This window comes from Pelomonas sp. Root1217 (assembly GCF_001425705.1).
Classification (GTDB): domain Bacteria; phylum Pseudomonadota; class Gammaproteobacteria; order Burkholderiales; family Burkholderiaceae_C; genus Pelomonas.
The window spans coordinates 1,218,895-1,239,468 of the sequence record NZ_LMDC01000001.1; the positions used below are offsets into that span (position 1 = coordinate 1,218,895).

Annotated in this window: 12 protein-coding genes and 2 pseudogenes; 13 read left to right on the forward strand and 1 reads right to left on the reverse strand. The window is 70.4% G+C overall.

From position 1 onward, the window contains the following. Positions 1-9 precede the first annotated feature (9 nt). Positions 10-402 (forward strand): hypothetical protein, encoded by a 393-nt coding sequence (locus tag ASC95_RS05525; RefSeq protein ID WP_057296717.1) that lies wholly within the window; start codon positions 10-12, stop codon positions 400-402. 82 nt (positions 403-484) lie between these two features. After that, positions 485-3,217: a prolyl oligopeptidase family serine peptidase gene (locus ASC95_RS05530; protein ID WP_235537751.1), complete on the forward strand. Its 2,733-nt coding sequence runs from the start codon at positions 485-487 to the stop codon at positions 3,215-3,217. Between the two features lie 6 nt (positions 3,218-3,223). On the opposite strand, the gene ASC95_RS05535 is transcribed toward ASC95_RS05530, so the two are convergent. Continuing rightward, positions 3,224-4,420 (reverse strand): vanadium-dependent haloperoxidase, encoded by a 1,197-nt coding sequence (locus ASC95_RS05535; protein ID WP_057296719.1) that lies wholly within the window; start codon positions 4,418-4,420, stop codon positions 3,224-3,226. Between the two features lie 91 nt (positions 4,421-4,511). On the opposite strand from ASC95_RS05535, the gene ASC95_RS05540 reads away from it, so the two are divergent. The 11 genes and pseudogenes from ASC95_RS05540 (at position 4,512) to ASC95_RS05590 (ending at position 20,571) form a co-directional block, all read left to right on the forward strand. Continuing rightward, positions 4,512-6,911, forward strand: coding sequence for a PAS domain S-box protein (locus ASC95_RS05540; protein ID WP_162250721.1), 2,400 nt, complete (start codon positions 4,512-4,514; stop codon positions 6,909-6,911). 42 nt (positions 6,912-6,953) lie between these two features. Next, on the forward strand, positions 6,954-11,090 hold the full coding sequence (locus tag ASC95_RS05545) for a GAF domain-containing protein (protein WP_057296721.1): 4,137 nt from the start codon (positions 6,954-6,956) through the stop codon (positions 11,088-11,090). Next, positions 11,071-11,418 carry an Hpt domain-containing protein gene (locus ASC95_RS05550; protein WP_057296722.1) on the forward strand — a complete coding sequence of 116 codons (348 nt, stop codon included), beginning with the start codon at positions 11,071-11,073 and terminating at the stop codon, positions 11,416-11,418. The genes ASC95_RS05545 and ASC95_RS05550 overlap by 20 nt, the downstream gene beginning before the upstream one ends. After that, positions 11,411-12,454, forward strand: a complete 1,044-nt coding sequence (locus ASC95_RS05555) for an adenylate/guanylate cyclase domain-containing protein (protein WP_057296723.1) — start codon at positions 11,411-11,413, stop codon at positions 12,452-12,454. Before ASC95_RS05550 ends, ASC95_RS05555 begins: the two co-directional genes overlap by 8 nt. Further along, positions 12,451-14,280, forward strand: a complete 1,830-nt coding sequence (locus tag ASC95_RS05560) for a patatin-like phospholipase family protein (RefSeq protein ID WP_057296724.1) — start codon at positions 12,451-12,453, stop codon at positions 14,278-14,280. The genes ASC95_RS05555 and ASC95_RS05560 overlap by 4 nt, the downstream gene beginning before the upstream one ends. Continuing rightward, positions 14,277-14,909, forward strand: coding sequence for a Crp/Fnr family transcriptional regulator (locus ASC95_RS05565; protein ID WP_057296725.1), 633 nt, complete (start codon positions 14,277-14,279; stop codon positions 14,907-14,909). Before ASC95_RS05560 ends, ASC95_RS05565 begins: the two co-directional genes overlap by 4 nt. A 424-nt stretch (positions 14,910-15,333) precedes the next feature. Then, the gene (locus ASC95_RS05570) at positions 15,334-15,639 is read left to right on the forward strand and encodes an STAS domain-containing protein (protein WP_057296726.1); all 306 of its coding nucleotides are present in this window, start codon (positions 15,334-15,336) and stop codon (positions 15,637-15,639) included. Positions 15,640-15,641: 2 nt separating this feature from the next. After that, the gene (locus ASC95_RS05575; protein ID WP_057296727.1) at positions 15,642-17,828 is read left to right on the forward strand and encodes a chemotaxis protein CheA; all 2,187 of its coding nucleotides are present in this window, start codon (positions 15,642-15,644) and stop codon (positions 17,826-17,828) included. Positions 17,829-17,867: 39 nt separating this feature from the next. Further along, positions 17,868-18,980: pseudogene (locus tag ASC95_RS31685) on the forward strand (PAS domain-containing protein); the annotation flags it as partial. Positions 18,981-19,190: 210 nt separating this feature from the next. Next, positions 19,191-19,903: pseudogene (locus ASC95_RS31690) on the forward strand (methyl-accepting chemotaxis protein); the annotation flags it as partial. 167 nt (positions 19,904-20,070) lie between these two features. Further along, positions 20,071-20,571, forward strand: a complete 501-nt coding sequence (locus ASC95_RS05590) for a chemotaxis protein CheW (RefSeq protein WP_057296730.1) — start codon at positions 20,071-20,073, stop codon at positions 20,569-20,571. Positions 20,572-20,574: the final 3 nt, after the last annotated feature.

Here is a 20,574-nt window from a genome sequence, read left to right on the forward strand (position 1 = left end):
AGGTTTGCGATGGCGTTCGTTGTGGGCTGGGTGCTGGTCTTGCTGCTGCTGGCCCTGTGGTCCAGCCTCGTGTGGGCGGTGCAGTCGTTTCTCACCGGCCTGCTGGCCCACGCCGGCAATGTCGGCTCGGGTGGCTGGAGCTTGCCGGAATCGCTGAGAGACTGGCTGCCCGCGGCAGTGGCGGATTGGCTGGTCTCCACGGTCGAGACGCTGTCGCCTCAGCTGCAGTCACTGGCCAGCGCGCTGCCGTCGCTGACGGGCGGCGTCACGCTGTTGGCCTGGGTGGTGTGGACGCTGGGCGCCGTGATGCTGTTCGTCTTCGGCCTGGCCATCCACGTCGGCGTGGCGCTGTGGCGCAAGTCCAAGGCTTCCACGTCGCCGCCTGCCACGACGATCCCGTGACGAATGGGGGTCGTCGCGCCTGCTTCTTAGAATTCGTTGCCCCTAACCCTAGGGGGTAGATTCAGGAGATCCCTTGAAGCCCGTGACCTTCGCTGCCATCAGCAGCCTGGCCCTTGCCGTGGCCCTGTCGGCCGCAGCCCCCCTGCAGGCACAGACCGCGCCGCCCAAGCCCGTTCCCAGTCTCGAGCAGATCTTCCGTGCCGAGCCTTATCGCGGCGAGCCCGCCAAGGAGGCCGACTTCAGCCGCAGCGGCCGCTACCTGGCCTGGCTGTGGAGCCCATTCGGCGAGCCCGGCACCGATCTCTGGGTGTACGACACCAAGACCGGCAAGACGCAGCGCATCACGTCGCCCCAGGTCATGGCGGCCTTCGAGGCGCCTGAGGACATGGAGCGCTTCGACAAGAAGCTCCGGCAGCGCAACACCGAATACGCCGAGCGCCAGGCCCGTGAGGTGGCGCAGCAGGCCTATCTGCGCGGCGAGAAAGTCGACCTGGCGCAGTGGGAAACCGCCGCGATTGCCACGCTGAAGAAGGAACTGGCCGAGAAGAAGGCCAAGGACGACGCGCAAAAGGCCGCCGACAAGGCCGAGGCCGAGCTTGAGAAGCAGGCCATGGCCGCGCTGGCCGCCAGGCGCGCCGGCAAGCCGGTGCCTGCGGCAGCGCCAGCATCGGCCGCCTCGTCGCCCGACAAGGACAAGGAAAAAGAGCTTTGGGAGCTCCGCGACGAGCTGAAGAAGAAGCTCGCCCGCGACAAGCTCAAGCCTGCCGATCTCTACCCCGGCCCGAGCCAGTTCGCCTGGGCGCACAAGGCCGACGAACTGGTCTTCCAGTACCGCGGCGGCCTCTATCGCTGGAAGGCGGACGACAAGGTGCCGGCTGTTCAGCCCCTGGTGGCCACGCAGCGCGAACTGAAGCTGGTCGCCTACACCGCCGACGACAGCGGCGTCATCTACACCGACGAGACCCGCGTGCTGCGCAGCGGCTTCAAGCAGGCCGGCGTGCAGGTCATCAACCGCGAACTCATCCACCCGGACGACGAGCAGAAGAAATACAAGATCGCCGAGACCGCCATCAGCGAGGACGGCCGCTGGATGTCGCTGCTCGCCAAGGCGCCGCTGAAGACGGCCGACGACAAGCCGGCGCCGCCGCCCAAGCAGGTCGAGATCATGAACTACAGCGAGCGCTGGGCCACGGCCAAGAAGGTCAACCGCGAGGTGTCGGACGACAAGCGCAACCAGCAGCCGCTGGCCCTGTACATCCGCCAGCTGTCCAGCGGCAATGAGGCGCCGCGCAAGCAGCCGGCGCCGGTGTTCACGCAGAACGGTGGCGATGTCTGGTTCGAAATGAGCGACGTGGCCTGGGCCCGTGACGGCAGCCGCTATGCCTTCACGACCTGGGAGCGCGACAAGGAGCTGCTGCGCGTCTACATCGGCAAGACTTCTTGCCCCCAGCCGTCGGGTACGACGGCTGCCCCCCAAGGGGGCGCTGCAGGCCTTGGGAGCGGCCCGGCGGCCTGCGACGAATCCGCCAAACCCGAGATGGTGCTGGAGCGCCGCGGCGAGGTCGGCCACGAGGTCGTCAACGTGCTCAAGCCCCGCTTCACGCCCGACGGCAAGACGCTGGTGCTGGCCCTGGACGAAGCCGGCTGGCGCCAGCCCTATGCCATCGACGTGGCCACCAAGGCGCTGCGCCCGCTGGTCAAGGGCGAGTTCGAGGCCCATCAGGTGATCGGTTTCACGGCCGACAGCAAGGCCATGTTCGTGCTGGCCAACCAGGGCGACATGGCGGCCATGAATGTGCTGCGCGTCGACCTGGCCAGTGGTGCCACCCAGGCCCTGGGCGCGGCGGGCGAGTACCACCGCGCTGCGGCGGCGTCGGAGGACGGCCGCTGGGTCGGCGCCGTGGCCGGCAACTGGGCCCAGCGCCCGGAATTGAAGCTGCTGGCCACTGATGGCAAGACGCCGGCGCGCACGCTGACCGACAGCAATGACAAGGCCTGGGGCGAGTTGAAACTGTTGCGGCCCGAACGCTTCAATTTCACCAACCGCCATGGCGACCGCATCGAGGCCTATGCCTTCAAGCCCGCCAGTTGGACTGCGGCCGACAAGCGCCCGGCCATCGTCTACGTCTATGGCGGCCCGCTGAACGACCGCCACATCGTCGAGGTCGACAGCTTCCAGAACACCGCCTATCTGTTCGGCCAATACATGGCCGCCAGGCATGGCTATGTGACCATCGCCGTGGACCCGCGCGGCCACAGCAACTATGGCCGCAAGTTCTCCGACGCCAACTGGGAGCGCCCCGGCGAACCCCAGGCCGAGGACCTTGAAGACCTCGTCAAGCTGCTGCCTGCCCAGTTTGGCGTGGACGCCCGCCGCGTCGGCCTGAACGGCTGGAGCTTCGGCGGCTTCCAGACCCAGTACACGATGTACACCCGGCCCGATCTGTTCGCCGCCGGCATCGCCGGCGCCGGCCCGACCGAATGGGAGAACTACAACAGCTGGTACAGCGGCCGCACCATCGGCAAGGCGACCGACCGCACCAAGCCGGTGTTGCGCAAATATTCGCTGCTTCCGTTGGCCAAGGGCCTGAAGAAGCCGCTGATGCTGGTGCACGGCATGCAGGACCCCAACGTGCTCTTCCAGGATACCGTCAACGTCTACCGTGAGCTGCTGGATTCGGGCAAAGAGTCGCTGGTCGAGCTCTTCCTCGACCCCGACGGCGTGCATGCCCTGGGCGGTGCGGTGAAGCCGGCCGGCTGGCACCGCAAGTACGAGGCCTTCTGGCTGCGCAACCTGGGTCGCGCGGCTCCCTGAGAAAAATCAGGGTAAGGGCCGCAGCTGCGTCGCCAGCACTTCCTCGGCGACCTTCTGGCCGAGGCGGTAGCCCACGTCCACCGAGTTGCGGAAATGCACGCCGCTCCAGACGCGTGAATTGGCCAGCTCCTGGCCCATGGCCTCGGGCGAGCTCCAGCTGCGCGTCATCGACAGCGCCGAGTTGACCCAGATCAGCGGCGCGGGGCTGTCGCCGCGGAAGTCCTTCAGCAGGACCTGCAGCGTGCCGCCGCCGACCGCGCCGCCCGAGGGGTAGTCACTGTTGGGCGGCGTGTGGATCAGCGGTTCCCAGCTCGCGTCGCGCAGCCTGGCATCGGCAAAGGCACCGCGCAGCGCGTTGTAGGGCCGCCAGTGGCGGTACTTGGTCTTGATGCCGGTGTAGACGATGCGCGAGTCCAGGTCGGCCATGTCCATCAGGGCCAGCATGCGCGCGAACTCAAGCGGCGTCGCCTGGGTGCTCTCGGCCAGCTTCTTGAGCATCGCCACGGCGTCCTCCCCCTCGCCGGAGTTCCAGAACAGCGCGATGATCGACTGTTCGCCCGTGCGCTGCGTGCTGACGCGCCCGCCGACAGCCTTAACCTCGGCCAGGTCGCGCAGCGCCACGGCACTGCCGACGGCCGGCGGTGGGCCCGGGTCGTAGGCGGCGACGTCCTTGATGCCGAAGGGCTTGAATTTGGCCAGGCCGACGCCCGACTCCTGCTTGTATTCCGGTGTCAGCACATGGATGCCCGGCGCCGGCTCGACCTTGGGAGGCTCGACGCGGGCAAAGGCGTCATCGGCGCGCAGGGCCAGCAGCGCCAGTGCGACACGACGGCCCAGGGCCACGCCCTTGGCGCGCGCGGCCGCGTCGGTCACGGGTTTCAGAGAGGCCTCGTAGGTCTTGTCGAGCAGGGTTTGGTCGGTGCCCGGCACGCTGCCGAGCACGACGCGCGCGGCGGACGCGACGGCCGCCTCCGGTGAGGCATCCGGCACGGCCGCCGGTGCCGGGCCATAGGCCTGGTAGCGCGGCGTGATCGCATTCAGCGCGTTGAACATTGCCAGGTCGGTCAGCAACGTCGCGGGCAGGACCTGACCACGCGGCGACTTCTGCAGCACCTTGGGCGTGGCTTCGGCCCAGTCGCTGACGACATCGGCGCGCACCGGCGCGATCAGCAGTGCCAGCAGCAGGGCGCAGAGCTTGAGCATGAGGTTCTCCCTGGAAAGACGGCGACGCTACGCCGCGCGGGCGGCCGGCGCAATGAGGAGCGACGCGCTGACCTGCCCTAAGCTGTCGCCCATGGTGACCCCGCCCCCGCCGCCCGACGAAGACCGCCGCCTCGCCCGCCTGGCGGCGCTGGCCGTCATGGACACCGGGTCCGAGCCGCTGTTCGACCACCTTACCGCCCTGGCGGCGCAGATCTGCGGCACGCCCGTCGCCCTGCTCGGTCTGCTGGACGAGCGCCGTCAGTGGTTCAAGTCGGCCGTCGGATTTGGCCGCAGCGAGACGCCGCGGGCCCAGACCTTTTGCGCCCACACGCTGCTGGCCGATGGCCTCTTCGAAGTGCGCGATGCCCGGCTGGATGCCCGCTTCGTTGACCACCCCGATGTGCTGGCACGCCCCGCGCTGCGCTTCTACGCCGGCGTGCCCATTCGCCTGGACGACGGCAGCCACCCCGGCACCCTGTGTGTCGTCGATTTCCAGCCGCGCGAGCTGACCGAGGCGCAGCGCGAGGCCCTGACCCGCCTGGCCGACGCCGCAGCCGAGGCGCTGATGATGCGCGAGCGCGCGTTGCGTGGCGCCGACCTCGAGGCGGCGGAACAGCCCTTCCAGGTGCTGGCCGAGACGGCGCCGTTGGGCATCTTCCGTACCGACGCGGCCGGGCGCTTCATCTTCACGAACGCGAACTGGCAGCGCATCTGCGGCCTGTCGGCGCGCGCTGCCCTGGGCGAGGGCTGGGCAGCCACGCTGACGACCGAAGACAGCACCTCGGTGCTGGCCCACTGGCGGCGTTGCATTGCTCAACGTCAGGCCTTCGAGATGCGCTACCGGTTGCGCCGCGGCGGCAACGGCCAGGGCGTGCGCCAGGTCTGGACCCGCGCCCGGCCGCTGCTGGCGCCCGATGGCGGGTTGCGCGGTTACGTCGGCATCACCGAGGACGTCACCGACCGCATCACCGCCGAGCGCGAGCTGCGTGAGAGCAAGGCCCTGCTGGATCGCACCGGCCGCGTCGCCGGCATTGGCGGCTGGAGCCTGGACCTGCAGACGGAGGAACTGGTCTGGAGCGACCAGACCTGCCGCATCCATGATCTCGAGGCCGGCCACCGGCCGACGCTCGAAGAGGCCATTGGCTACTACAAGCCCGAGGCGCGCGCCGTCATCGAGGCGGCCGTGCTGCGCGGCATGCAACACGGCGAACCCTGGAGCCTGGAGCTGCCGCTGGTGACGGCCAAGGGGCGTGAGATCTGGGGGCTGTCCCAGGGGCAGGTCGACTGGCAGGACGGCATGCCGGTGCGGCTGGTGGGCGCCTTCCAGGACGTCACCGAGCACCACCGCGCGGCTGTTGAGCTGGAACACAACCGCCAGCGCCTGCGCGCGCTGTACGAGTCGACGCCGGCGCTGATGCATTCGGTGGACGCGGCCGGTCGCGTGCTCAGCGTGTCCGACCGCTGGCTGGAGCGCCTGGGCTACAAGCGCCAGCAGGTGATCGGCCGCTCCATGGACGACTTCATGACGCCGGAGTCGTCGCAGCAGGTGCGTGACGTCTATCGGCCGGCGATGTGGCGCGACGGCCATGTCAGCGACTGCCCCGTGCAGCTGATCTGCGCCGATGGCCGGCTGCGCGACGTGCTGGTCTCGGCGGTGGCCGAATACACGTCCGACGGCCGGCCGCTGCGTGCCCTTGCCCTGGTGGACGACATCACCGAGGACCTGCAGCGTCGCGCCGAGCTGGCGCACGAGCAGCGCATGCGCCGCCAGACCGAGCGCCACGTGCAGGAGCTGGACCAGCTGCTGCGCGAGCGCTCCGAGATGCTGGACGTGCTGGCCCACGAGGTGCGCCAGCCGCTGAACAACGCCAGCGCGGCGCTGCAGAGCGCGGCCGCCAGCCTGGCCGGCCGCGGCGAGCGCCAGGCCCAGGAGAGGTTGAACCGCGCCCAGGCTGTGCTCGGCCAGGTGCTGGCCGGCGTCGACAACACGCTGGCTGCCGCCAGCCTGCTGGCGGGCGGCGGACGCATCGCGCGCGAGGACACCGACATCGACACGCTGATCGCCGTCACCATCGCCGACCTGCCGCGCGAGCAGCGCGACCGCATCGTCGTGCATCGCCACACCGCCACCCGCACGGCGCTGATGGACATGAGCCTGCTGCGCCTGGCCTTGCGCAACCTGCTGTCCAACGCGCTGAAGTACGCGCGCGGTGTCAGCCCCGTGACCCTGCATGTCATCGATTTTGACGAACCTGCCGTGCTGCAGTTCGAGGTCGCGGACGCCGGCCCCGGCATTCCGCGTGAGCTGCTGCCCCGCCTCTTCACCCGCGGGGCGCGCGGCAGCGGCCATGCCAACGTCGGCGAATCGGCCCACGGCCTGGGCCTGTACATCGTGCGCCGCGTGATGGACATGCATGGCGGCACGGCGGAACTGTTGCGCACCGGCCCATTGGGGACGGTCATGAGGCTGACACTGCCCCAGGCCGACTAGAGCGGACTAGACTCGCGCGGCCCCAGCTTCGCAGACCCCGCGATGCCCTTGCGCCCCGATGTCGCCGTGTTGGAGGATTTGGCCGACCTGGCCTGGTCGGGCCAGCATCAGCGTCTGATCGACGTGAGCGCGGGCTGGCGCGCCGACGCCCGGGTGCTGGAGCTGCGCGTCGAGAGCTTCATCGCGCTCGGCGCCCTGGCTGCTGCGGCCGATGCCGCCGCAGCCCTGGCCAAGCTGGCCGAGGGCCACCCCGCCTGGCGGCTCCGCGCCCGCCTCGCGTTCGGGCTGGTGCAGATGCGCCGCGGTGAACTGCTGGCGGCCATCGCCACCGCCGAAGCCGCGCTGGCCGATGCCGGCACTGACCCACTTGACCGTGCCTATGCGCTGGCCCTGTTGGCCGAAGCCCAATGCCGTTGCCAGCTGGAGCCCGAAGTGGCGCTGGGCCGGGTGCACGAGGCCGCCGCGCTGTTTGCCGCCGCCGGCAAACCGGTGCCCCGTGGCCGCTGCGGCTATGTCGAATCCTTGCTGCTGGGCATGCTGGGTTTCATTGCCGAGGCGCGCGCAGCGGCCGAGGCCGCATTGGCGCTGGCGCTGGCCACCGGCGACCTGCTGGGCCAGGGCAATGCCTACAACGCCCAGACCTTCAACAACCCCGACCTGGCCGACTGCCTGCACCTGTGCAAGCTGGCGCTCGCGGCCTACGCCGCGGCCGGCTATGCGGAGCGCCAGGGCACGGCCATCCACAACATCGGCAACCACTACGTCACGCTGGGCCTGACGCGCCGTGCGCGCCGCTACTACCTGGCCGCGCTCGCGATCTGGCGCCGCACCGGTGCGACGGCGCTGCTGCCCTACACGCTGACGGCCCTGGCCCGGCTGGACCTGGAGGCTGGCGCGCTGGCCGAAGCGCGCGCCTATGCCGGCGAGGCCGAGTCCCTGAGCCTGGCGCGCCAGAACCCGGGCTTTCGCTCCGAGATCGCGCGCCTGCACGGCGAGCTGGCAATGGCGGAAGGCGATGCGGCGGCTGCGGCGGCGCAGTTCCGCCTGGCGCTCGAACATTCGCCGTCGGCGGCCCAGCGCATGGCCGACCTGGGCCTCATCGCCTGGGCCGAACTGGGCGCCGGCCAACTGCAGGCGGCGTTGAACGCCAGCGCCGAGGCGGCCCGCCTGCACTGGGCCCAAGGCCTGGCGCCGCTGGAGAACCTGGACCTGCCGGCGCTGTGGTGGCGGCGCTGCGAGGCGCTGCGCGCGGCGGGCCGGCGGCGCGAGGCCGGCGTCGCGCTGGCGCGGGCCTATCGTTTCGTGTGCCTGCGCCTGGCCGGCTTGTCCGACGAGGGCTTGCGGCGCAACTCGCTGAACAAGCGGCCGGTGGCGCGTGCGGTCGTGCAGGCCTGGCTGGCCGACGGCGGCCGGCCGCGTCATCTCAATGGCGCCGCGCATCTGGACGAGCGCTTCGCCCGCCAGGTCGACGTCGGCCTGCGCCTGGCCGAGCTGGCCACGGGCACCGAGTTGCATGAGTTCCTGGTCGACGAGTCGGCTGAGATCAGCGGCGCCGAACGCGTGCTGCTGGTGCTGGAGTACGGCGGCAGCCTGCGCCACATCGCCAGCCATCTGATGCCGCAGGGGGAGGCCGGTGGCGAGGAGGCCCTGCTGGCCGCCATCACGCCCTGGTTGGATGAAGCGCGCGGCAGCCGCGCGGCGGCCCTGCGCATCGGGCCCGAAGGCGTACCGGCCGTGCAGCAGCGCTCCTGCCTCGTCGCGCCACTGATCGCCGAGCGCGAGCTGGTTGGCTATCTTTACGCCGACCTGGACGGCGCGTTCGGGCGCTTCCGCGAGGGCGACCGCGATCTGCTCGTCATGCTGGCCGCCCAGGCCGCCGTCGCGCTGGCCAACCTGCGGCTGCGCGAGGGCCTGGAGCAGCGCGTCGCCGAGCGCACGGCCGAGCTGCTGGCCAGCAAGGCGCAGGTGGAGCGCCGCGTCAACGAGCTGGCGATGCTGAACAACCTGCAGCAAAGCCTGTCGCCGGAGCTGAGCTTCGAGGCCATCATCCAGCGTGTCGGCGACCGCCTGTGCGAGTTGCTCGAGACCCGGGACATCGGTATCCGCTGGTATGACCCGGCCAGCGGCCTCAACCACTACCTCTACGAGCGCGAGCACGGCCTGCCCATCCAGCTGCCCCCGGAGCGGCCGGCGCCGGACGGCCCCTTCGAGCAGATGCGCCGCACGCGCCAGCCGCTGGTCTGCCGCAACGTGGCCGAGATCGCCGCCGCCGGCCTGTTGGCCCTGCCGGGCACCGACCAGGCGCTGTCCTTCGCCAACGTGCCCATCATCGGCAACGACCAGGTGCTGGGCGCCATCCTGGTCGAGAGCTATGAACGCGAGAACGCCTTCAGCGAGGCCGACGTGCGCTTCCTCAGTACGGTGGGAGCCAGCGTCGGCGTGGCGCTGGAGAACGCGCGCCTGTTCGACGAGATCCAGCGCCGCACGCGCGAGAGCGCGGCCCTGGCCGAGGTGGGGCGCGAGATCTCCTCCACGCTGGACCTGGCCACGGTCATGAACCGCATCGCCGTGCATGCCAAGGAGCTGCTGGACGCCGACAACAGCGCCGTCTTCGTGCCGGAGGAGGGGGGCGAGGATGCAGCGCGGCGCTACCGCGCCATCGTCGCCGTCGGCAGCTACGAGGATGCGCTGCGCGACGCCGTCATCACCGCCGGCGAGGGCATCATCGGCTCGCTGATCGCCAAGGGCGAGCCCGGCGTCATCAACGCCACGCGCGACGACCCGCGCGGCGTCCGGATGGAGGGCACGCAAGAGGACCCCGACGAGCGCATGATGGTGGCGCCGCTGCGCGCCGGCCAGCGCGTGCTGGGCGCCTTGACCGTCTGGCGCCAGGGCGGCCAGCCGTTCCGCGACAGCGAACTGGGCTTTCTGGTGGGCCTGAGCCTGGCGGCGTCGGTGGCGATGGAGAACTCGCGCCTGTTCGGTGAAACCCAGGCCGCCAAGGCCGTGGCCGAGCAGGCCAATGCGGCCAAGAGTGCCTTCCTGGCGACGATGAGCCACGAAATCCGCACGCCGATGAACGCCGTCATCGGCATGAGCGGCCTGCTGCTGGACTCCCCGCTCGACGGCGAGCAGCGCGAACACGCGGCCATCATCCGCGAGGCCGGCGAGGCGCTGCTGACCATCATCAACGACATCCTCGACTTCTCGAAGATCGAGGCCGGCCGCATGGACATCGAGAGCGCGCCCTTCGTGCTGCGTGACTGCGTGGACGCGGCTGTCGACCTGATCGCGCCGCGTGCCCGCGAGAAGGGGCTGGCGCTGGCCGTCGACATCGCGCCCGGTGTGCCCGCCGGCATCAATGGCGACGTGACCAAGCTGCGCCAGATCCTGCTGAACCTGCTGTCCAACGCGGTCAAGTTCACCGAGGCGGGCAGCATCACCATCGAAGTGGAGGCGGCACCGCTTGACGCCGGCGTGGAGCTGCGCTTCCTCGTGCGCGACACCGGCATCGGCCTGGGCCCCGAAGCCCTGGCCCGCCTGTTCCAGAGCTTCAGCCAGGCCGATGCGAGCACCTCGCGCAAATACGGCGGTACCGGCCTGGGCCTGGCCATCAGCCGGCGCATGGCCGAGCTGATGGGCGGGCGCATGTGGGCCGAGAGCGAGGGGCCGGGCTGCGGGGCGCGCTTCGGCTTCACGCTGCGCGCCACGGCGGCGGCCGGCCTTGTGCCAGGCCCGCGGCGGCAGCGCGCCAACCCAGGCGCCACGCAAGACCTCGCCGGGCAGCACCCGCTGCGCATCCTGCTGGCCGAAGACAACGTCGTGAACCAGAAGCTCGCGCTGCGCCTGTTGCAGCAGATGGGCTACCGCGCTGACCTGGCCGCCAACGGCATCGAAGCGCTGGAGGCGGTGGCGCGCCAGGCCTATGACCTCGTCCTGATGGACGTGCAGATGCCGGAGATGGACGGGCTGGAGGCGTCGCGGCGCCTGAACGCCCAAAGCGAGCGGCCGCGCATCGTCGCCATGACCGCCAATGCGATGCAGGGCGACCGGGAAACCTGCCTTGCCGCCGGCATGGATGACTACCTGACCAAGCCGATCCGAGTCGACGAGCTGGTGCTGGCGCTGCAGCGCACACCGCTACGAAAGGAGCCCGAGCATGTCCCAGCCGGTGATTGACGGGGAGGTTTTCGCCGACCTTCAGGAAACGGCGGGCGTCGAGTTCGTCGTCGAGCTGATCGACTCCTTCCTGGAAGACGCCCCCCAGGGCCTTGCGGCGTTGCGCCGGGCTGCCGCGACGGGCGACGCCACGGCCTGGACGCGCCAGGCGCATTCGCTGAAGTCCAACGGCCTGACCTTCGGCGCCACGGCCCTGGCCGCCGCGGCGCGCGAACTCGAACACACGCCACTGGCCGAACTGGGCGCCGCCGCCCCGGCCCGCGTCGATGCCTTGGCCGCGCTGTTCGCCGCGGTCGCGGCCGACCTGAAGGAGCGCCGCCATGCGTGAGCGCCGCGCGCCATCCGCCCGCATCCTCCTCGTCGAGGACAACCGCGTGAATCGCCTGCTGCTGGCCCGGCACGTGGAGCTGCTGGGCCATCAGGTCGTCAGCGTCGAAGACGGCCACGCGGCCCTGGCGCGGCTGCAGGACAGCGTCTTCGACCTGCTGCTGGTGGACATCCACATGCCGGTCATGGGTGGCATCGAGCTGATGGAAAGATTGCGCGCCAGCCCCGAGCTGCGCGAGCTGCCGATCATCGTGACGTCCGCCGTGGAGGCCATGGACAGCGTGGTGCGCTGCATCGAGCTGGGCGCCGAGGACTATCTGCACAAGCCCGTCAACCTGGTGCTGCTGAAGGCGCGCATCAACGCCAGCCTGGAGCGCAAGCGCCTGCGCGACCAGCAGCGCGAGCTGGTGCGCCGCTTCGCCACCCGCGAGGTGGCCCAGGACCTGGAGGCCGAGGGCTTTGCGCTGGGCGGCCGCAAGGTGCAGGCGACGGTGCTGTTCTGCGACATCCGCGGCTTCACGACGCTGGCCGAATCGCAGCCACCCGAGGACATCATCGAGCTGCTGAACACCTACTACACGCTGATGTTCGCGGCCATCAACGGCCATGGCGGCGTGGTCAACCAGATGATCGGCGACGGCCTGATGGCCATCTTCGGCGCGCCGCAGCCGCTGCCTGCGGCCGGCCAATGCGCTGTGATGGCCGCGGCCGAGATGATCGCGATGGTGGCCCAGTTCAGCGAGGAGCAGCGCGCCGCCGGCCGGCCCGAGATCCGCATCGGCGTAGGCATTGCCAGCGGCGACGTCGTGGCCGGCTACACCGGCACGCGCCAGCGCGCCACCTACACCTGCATCGGCGACGCGGTCAACGTCGCGGCGCGCATGGAAGCCCACACCAAGGTGGCCGGCCACGCCGTGCTGTTCGACGCTGCCACCCAGGCCCAGCTTGCCGGCGCCTTGCCGAGCGAGCCGCTCGGGCCGGTGCAGTTCAAGGGCAAGACGAGCTCGGTCGACGTGTTCGCCCTGACGTTGCCATGACTGAGGGTTATCACGACCGCCTGCTCGGCGAGCTGCTGGCCCAGGCCTTCGGCGAGCTCGACGCCGCCACGCTGGCGCTGCTGCGCGAGCAGCTGACCTGGGTCGAGGTCGCCGGCGGCCAGACGCTGATGCAGCAGGGCGAGCCGGGCGACTCGATGTATCTGTCGGTCAGCGGGCGCTTGCGGGCCTATGTGTCGAGCGATGGCGAGGCGCCGCGTGTCGTGCGAGAGCTGGGCCGCGGCCAGGTCATCGGCGAGATGAGCCTGTACACGGCGGCACCGCGCTCGGCCACCGTCGTCGCCATTCGCGACTCCGTGCTCGTGCGGCTGGACAAGGCCCCTTTCCTGCGCCTGATCGAGCAGCAGCCGCGCGTCGGCATCGCGCTGACGCGCCAGATCGTGCACCGGCTGCAGACCGAACATGCGCCGGCGCCCTTCGCCGCGCCGGTCGTGCAAGCGCTGTTGCCCATCACCGCCGGCGTGGACGCAGCCGGGCTGGCGCGCGGCCTGGCGGCCGAACTCGGCCGTTTCGGCCGTGTCTGCGTCGTCGACGCGGCCGCGGTGGATGCCGCCGTCGGCGCGGCTGCCGACGAAGGCGAGCGCTATCGCCAGGTGTCGCTGTGGCTGGACGAGGTCGAGGCCGCTCACGACTTCGTGCTGCTGCTGGCCGACGACGCACCCACGCCCTGGACGCAGCGCTGCTGCCGCCATGCCGACGAGGTGCTGCTGCTGGCCGATGCCAGCACCGCGCCGGCCGTGCATCCCAGCGAGACGCAATGCCTGCTGCAGCGCCCACCGAGAACGGAGGCCGCGGAGATCGTCGTGCTGCTGCACGCGGCCGACGCGCTGGCACCGCGCGGCACGGCGGCCTGGCTGGCGCGCCGGCCGGTGGCCGATCATTTCCACGTGCGCCCCGCGCTGGCAGGCGATCTGGCCCGCCTGGCACGGCTGCAGGCGCGTCGTGCGGTCGGCCTCGTGCTGGCGGGAGGTGGCGCGCGCGGCTTCTCGCACCTCGGGCTGCTGCGCGCGCTGCAGGAGCGGGGCGTGGAGGTGGACTGCGTGGGCGGCACCAGCATGGGCGCGGTCATGGCGGCGCTGGCCGCAACCGACCAGCCGCTGGTGCACACCATGGCCGTGGCGCGCGAGGCGTTCAAGGTCAACCCGACCGGTGACTTCAACCTGCTGCCGCTGATCTCGCTGATCCGCGGCCGGCGGCTGCGCGGCATCCTGGACAAGGCGCTGGGCCGGCTGGCCGGCGCAGGCGCCGGCATCGAGGACCTGTGGAAGCCCTTCTTCTGTGTGGCGACCAACTATTCCCAGGCCAGTGAGGCCCTGTTGACCCACGGCCCGCTGGAGCGTGCGGTGCGCGCCAGCACGGCCATCCCCGGCGCGCTGCCACCCGTCGTCGTCGACGGCGACCTGCTTTGCGACGGCGGCAGCTTCAACAACTTCCCCGTCGACGTGATGCGCGCGCGCCGCGGCGTGGGCCTGGTCATCGGCGCGGACCTGAGCCTGCACAAGGCCCGCAAGCTGGACTTCGACGAAGTGCCCGGACCCTGGGCGCTGCTGCGCGACCGCTGGCGCGCGCGCTCGCGGCGGCGCTACCGGCTGCCCGCGCTGTCGGCCTATCTGCTCAACGTGACCATCCTCTACAGCAACTCGCGCCGCCGTGCCGCGCAGGCCGCCTGCGATGTTTATTTCAACCCGCCGCTGGAGCGTGTCGGCCTGCTGGCCTGGCAGCGCTTCGACGCCATCGTCGAGCAGGGCCATGCCCATGCCGAAGAGGTGTTGGCCCGCCCAGACGTGAAGGCTTTGTTGAACCCATGACCGACACCCTCGCCACCATCCTCGGCTTCATCGGTGCCACGCTGATGCTGGCCAGCTATCTGATGAAAAGCATGCTGCCGCTGCGCATCGCCGCACTGACGGCCTGCTGCTTCCTCGTGGCGTACGGCGCGCTGAAGTCAGCGCTGCCGACGCTGCTGCTCTATGGTGCCCTGATCCCGATCAACGTCAAGAAGACGCTGCAGATCAAGAAGCTCGTCAAGGCCATCGAGAACGCGCGCGACGACACGCCGGTGTCCGAGTGGCTGCTGCCGCATATGCATCGCCGGACCGTGAAAGCCGGCACGACCCTGTGGCGCCAGGGCGATGCCGCCACCGAGATGCTCTATCTCGACACCGGTACGCTGCGGCTGGCCGAGTACGACGAACTGCTGCCACCGGGCAGCCTGGTCGGCGAGATCGGCCTGTTCGCGCCCGACAACCGCCGCACCCTGACGCTGGAGGCCCGGGGCGACTGCGTCGTCTACAGCCTCACAGCCGAGGAGATGGCCTTGCTTTATTACCAGAATCCGAAGCTGGGTTTTCACGTCATGCGCCTCATCGTCGCCCGGCTGATGCGCGACGCGCAGCGCCACCGGCCCCAGCCCACCATCGCCGCTGCCGTGCCGTGACCGGCCCGCTCGGCCCAGTTCTGGGCGGCCTGGCCCCGTCCATCCTCGCGCCCCAGGACGATGCCGACGCGCGCCCCTCATTGCCTGGGCCGACGCGGCGCTGTACGAAGCCAAGCGCGGTGGCCGTAACGCCGCGGTGCTGAAGGCGGCCGACGCCGTGGCCTAACGACGTTCGCTCACGGGCCCGGCGCCGCGCCGCCAACAGGCCTCATTTCACGGCCGGGCGCTCGGCGCACCGTTCTGGAGGCGGCCCGACAGCCGGAATCAAGAATTCCCCGCATCGGTTCAAGGGGGGTGGCTTCTAGGCTGCGTACATGTTCTCCGCACCCATTCCAATGCCGCTCGACTGCCTCGTCAGTGCGGGCGCCCCGGCGTGCGCGGCACACCCCGACCAACTCTCCTGCAACCTGCCGTGAGGTCCGCCATGACCGCCAGCCCACCCTGGGGCAGCCTGCCCGCGGAGGTCAGCATCTACACCGCCGCCGAGCTGCGCTTGCAGTGGCTGGACGCCTTGCAGACGCCGCCCGGCGAGAGCGACGCCGTCGAGCTGGACGGATCGGCCGTCGAGCAGTTCGATGCCGCCGGCGCCCAGTGCCTGCTGGCCCTGGCCCATGCGCTGGTGGCGCGTGGCCAGCGGCTGCAGCTGACCCGCGCCAGCGACGCCCTGGTCAGCGCCTGCCGCAGCCTGGGCCTGGAAGATTTCATCGCCTCCACCGCGAACGGGGCCTAAAGATGCGAGACCAGGATCAGGACTTCATCGCCGCGGCGCTGCCCACCTTCATCAGCGAGGCCGAGGAACAGGTCGAGCGCCTGGAGCAGCTGCTGCTGGAACTGGAGGCCGCCCCCGGCGACCGCGAGCTGCTGGACACGCTGTTCCGCTGTGCCCACACCGTCAAGGGCTCGGCCGGTATCTTCGGCCTGGATGCGCTGGTGGGCTTCACCCACCATGTCGAGACCCTGCTCGACCAGGTCCGCGAAGGGCGCCGTGCGCTGGACGGTGGCCTGAGCACGTTGCTGCTGCAGTGCAACGACCAGATCCGCCGCCTTGTCGCCGCGGCCAGTTCGACCCGGCCCGACGATCCTGACGGCGCCGCCGAGCGCAGCCGGTTGCAGGAGCGGCTGGCCAGTGCCTGCGGCAGTGCCGCCGCCGCGCCTGCACGTGCGGCGCTGGCGCTGCCGGTCTCGTTGACGCCGGCCGGCGAGCGCCTCTGGCATGTCTGGGTGCGCTTTGGCACCGACACCTTGCGCAACGGCATGGACCCGCTGGGCCTGTTGAACTATCTGCAGACCCTGGGCCGGCTGGAGCACATCGTCTGCGACCGCGCCGCCGTGCCGGAGCTGGACGCGCTGGATGCCGAGTCCTGCCACCTGGCCTTCGAGTTCGGCCTGCGCACGGCGGTCGGCCGCGAAGAGATCGAGTCGGCCTTCAGCTTTGTGCGCGAAGACTGCGAGCTGCACCTCATCGAGCCCGATGCGGGCCCGGAGCAGTTCGTCGCGCTGATCCAGTCGCTGCCCCAGCATCCGCGCCTGGGCGACATCCTCGTCGCCGCCGGCGCCATCAGCCAGGCCCAGCTGCACGCTGCTCTGGCCGAGCAGGACCGCAGCCGTGCGGCCGGCGTGCCCACGGCGCCGCTGGGCGAGATCCTGAAGGAAAGGGCCGGCGTACCGGCGGCCGTCGTCGACGCGGCGCTGCAGAAGCAGGCTCGCCACGGCGACAGCGGCGACGACCAGCGCGTCATCCGCGTGCAGGCCGACCGACTGGACGCTGTCATCAACCTGCTGGGCGAGCTCGTCATCGCTGGCGCGGGCGCCTCCGAGCTGGCCCGCCAGGCCCGCCAGAGCCGCCTGGTGCAGGCCAACGACCAGATCAGCGGCCTCGTCGAGGAGATCCGCAACGCCACGCTGCAGCTGCGCATGGTGCCCATCGGTGAGACCTTCACGCGCTTTCGCCGCGTCGTGCGCGACACCGCGGCCGAGCTGGGCAAGGCCGTGCAGCTCGAGATCGCCGGCGGCGAGACCGAGCTGGACAAGGCCATGGTCGAGCGCATCGCCGACCCGCTGATGCACCTGGTGCGCAATGCGCTGGACCACGGCCTGGAGACGGCCGAGCAGCGCCGCGCCGCCGGCAAGCGCCCCGAGGGCCGCCTGGTGCTGTCGGCCTGCCATGATGGTGGCAGCATCCTGATTTGCATCGACGACGACGGCCGCGGCGTCGACCGCGAGCGCGTGCTGCAACGCGCCTGGGACAAGGGCCTGGTCGAGCCCGGCGTCGTGCCGGCCGAGGCCGACATCCTCGGCCTGATCTTCGAGCCGGGCTTCTCGACGGCCGAGAAGGTCACCAACCTCAGCGGCCGCGGTGTCGGCATGGACGTCGTGCGCCGCAACATAGAGGCGCTGCGCGGCAGCGTCGCCATCACCAGCGAAGCCGGCCGCGGCACGCGCATCGAGATCCGCCTGCCGCTGACGCTGGCCATCATCGACGGCTTCCTGGTCGGCGTCGGCGACTCGCGCTTCATCTTCCCGCTGGACGCGGTCGTGGAGGTCATCGAGGGCCGCAGCGCCGAAGCTGCCATGCAGCCCGATGGCAGCGGCGTGCTGGCGCTGCGCGGCGAAGCGCTGCCGGTGCTGAGCCTGCGCCACCTCTACGAGCTGGACGACGGCGCGGCGACCGAGCGCGCCAGCGTCGTCGTGATCCAGTCCGGCGCTCGGCGCTACGGCGTGCTCGTCGACGCGCTGCTTGGGCAGCACCAGACCGTCATCAAGCCCCTGGGCCGCATGTTGCGCATGCTGCGCGGCATGTCGGGCTCGTCCATCCTCGGCAACGGCGAGGTGGCCCTGATCTTCGACGTCGAGGCGCTGCGCCGCTTCGCTGAACAACCGGCCCAGTCCGTCCCCGCACGCGCGCTGGCCGCCCGCTGACACCCGCCCCCCGCACCATCGCCTCAGAGAGGAACAACCATGAACACTCCCACGCCCTCCTGGCTCGCCCGCCTTTTTGCCGGCGCGGCATTGCGCGAGGCCGATGACAGGCTGCAGGAGCAGGCGCTGGCCCGCCAGGCGGCTGAAGCCGCATTGGCTGACACGCAGGCACGCCTGCAGCAGACTCAGCTCGAGCGCGGCGATGCGCGCGGTGTCGTCGCCGCCGTCGACGCCTCCTACGCCTACATCGAGTTCAACCTCGATGGCAGCATCGTGACGGCCAACGACAACTTCCTGCGCGCCCTCGGCTACCGCCTGGACGAGGTGCAGGGCCGGCACCACCGCATGTTCTGCGAGCCGGCCCTGGCCGCCTCGCCGGCCTACGCCCAGTTCTGGCGCGAGCTCAACGAGGGCCGGCCGCAGAACGATGTCTTCAAGCGCCTCACCCGTTCGGGCCAGGAGATCTGGATCCAGGCCGTCTATGCGCCGGTGCTGGACGAGGCGGGCCGCGTGCGCAAGGTCGTCAAGATCGCCACCGACATCACCGAGGCCAGGCTGCGCGCGGCCGACTTCGAGGGCCAGCTCAACGCCATCGGCAAGGCCCAGGCCGTCATCGAGTTCAAGCTCGACGGCACCATCCTGAACGCCAACGAGAACTTCTGCCGCACGCTGGGCTACAGCCTGGACGAGATCCGCGGCAAGCACCACAGCATGTTTGCCGAGCCGGGCCTGGTGGGCACCATCGAATACCGCATGTTCTGGGACAAGCTGGGCCGCGGCGAGTACGACGCCGGCCAGTACAGGCGCGTCGCCAAGGGCGGCCGCGAGGTCTGGATCCAGGCCTCCTACAACCCCATCTTCGACATGAACGGCAAGCCCTTCAAGGTCGTCAAGTACGCCACCGACGTGACCGCGCAGGTGCAGGCCGCGCGCATGCTGGAGCAGGCCGTGGAGCAGGCCCAGCAGGTGGCCTCGGCCGGCCGCCGCGGCGACCTGGGCCAGCGCATTCCGCTGGACGGCAAGAGCGGCCCCATCCTGGCGCTGTGTGAGGGCGTGAACCAGCTGATGGAGACGACCTCGGTGATCTTCGACGACGTCGGCCGCGTGTTCGGCGCACTGGCCGCGGGCGACCTGTCGGAGCGCATCACGCGCGACTACGCGGGCATCTTCGGCCAGGTCAAGACCGACGCGAACGCCACGTCCGAGACGCTGGCCGCCATCATCGAAGACGTCGGCCGCGTGTTCTCCGGCCTGGCCAACGGCGACCTGAGCCAGCGCATCGAGCGCAGCGCCCAGGGCGTGTTCGAGCAGGTCAAGAACGATGCCAACAGCACCAGCGAGAAGCTGGCGGGCATCATCGAGGAGGTGCGGGCCGCGGCCGATGCGCTGACCGGCGCGGCCAGCCAGGTCAGCGCGACGGCGCAGAGCCTGTCGCAGTCGGCCAGCGAGCAGGCCTCGTCGGTCGAGGAGACGACGGCGTCCATCGAGATGATGTCGGCCTCCATCTCGCAGAACAGCGACAACGCCAAGGTCACCGACGGCATGGCCACCAAGGCCAGCCGCGAGGCCGGCGACGGCGGCCAGGCCGTCACTCAGACGGTGGTGGCGATGAAGCAGATCGCGCAGAAGATCGGCATCATTGACGACATCGCCTACCAAACCAACCTGCTGGCGCTGAACGCGGCCATCGAGGCGCGCGTGCCGGCGAACACGGCAAGGGTTTTGCCGTCGTCGCCGCCGAGGTGCGCAAGCTGGCCGAGCGCAGCCAGGAGGCCGCCAAGGAGATCGGCGACCTGGCCGGCAACAGCGTCAGCACGGCCGAGCGCGCCGGCAAGCTGCTCGACGAGATCGTGCCCAGCATCCGCAAGACCAGCGAGCTGGTGCAGGAGATCGCCGCCGCCTCGCAGGAGCAGAGCGAGTCGGTCAGCCAGATCGGCGGCGCGATGAACCAGCTGAGCAAGGCCACGCAGCAGAACGCCTCGGCCTCCGAGGAGCTCGCGGCCACGTCCGAGGAGCTGTCTGGCCAGGCCGAGCAGCTGCAGCAGTCGGTCGCCTTCTTCGACCTGGGCGGCGACGGCGCCGGGCGCCAAAAGGCCCAACGCGCCGAGGTCAGCGACATCGCGGCCCGCCGCATCGCGCCGCGCGGCGTGGCCAGCCTGCCGGCAAGCCGTTCGCGCAGCCCGGTCGCGAGCGGCATGAACGGCACGCACGGCACGAACGGCAACTTCCGGCCCTTCTGATCATGAGCAGTCCGACCGGCGCCGTCGCGGCGCAATACCTGAGCTTCGCCCTCGGCAACGAGGTGTTCGCGATGGACATCCGCACCGTGCGCGAAATCATCCAGCACGGCAGCATCACGCCGGTGCCCCTGATGCCCGACTTCGTGCGCGGGATCATCAACCTGCGTGGCGCCGTCGTCCCGGTCATCGACCTGAACGCGCGCTTCAACCGCCCGGCCGCGCGCATCGGCAAGAAGAGCTGCATCATCATCTTCGACGCCAGCCGCCAGGGTGAGCGCGCCGAGCTCGGTTTGCTGGTGGACGCGGTCAGTGAGGTCGTCGAGATCCCGGCCGAGCAGATCGAGCCGGTGCCCGACTTCGGCACCTCGGTGCGCCGCGAGTTCATCCGCGGCATCGGCAAGCTGCATGGCCGCTTCGTCGTGCTGCTGGAGCCCGACCAGGCCTTCGACATCGAAGAAATGGCGCAGCTGTGCGAGGCGCCACGCCCCTTGCTGGCCGCCTGAAAA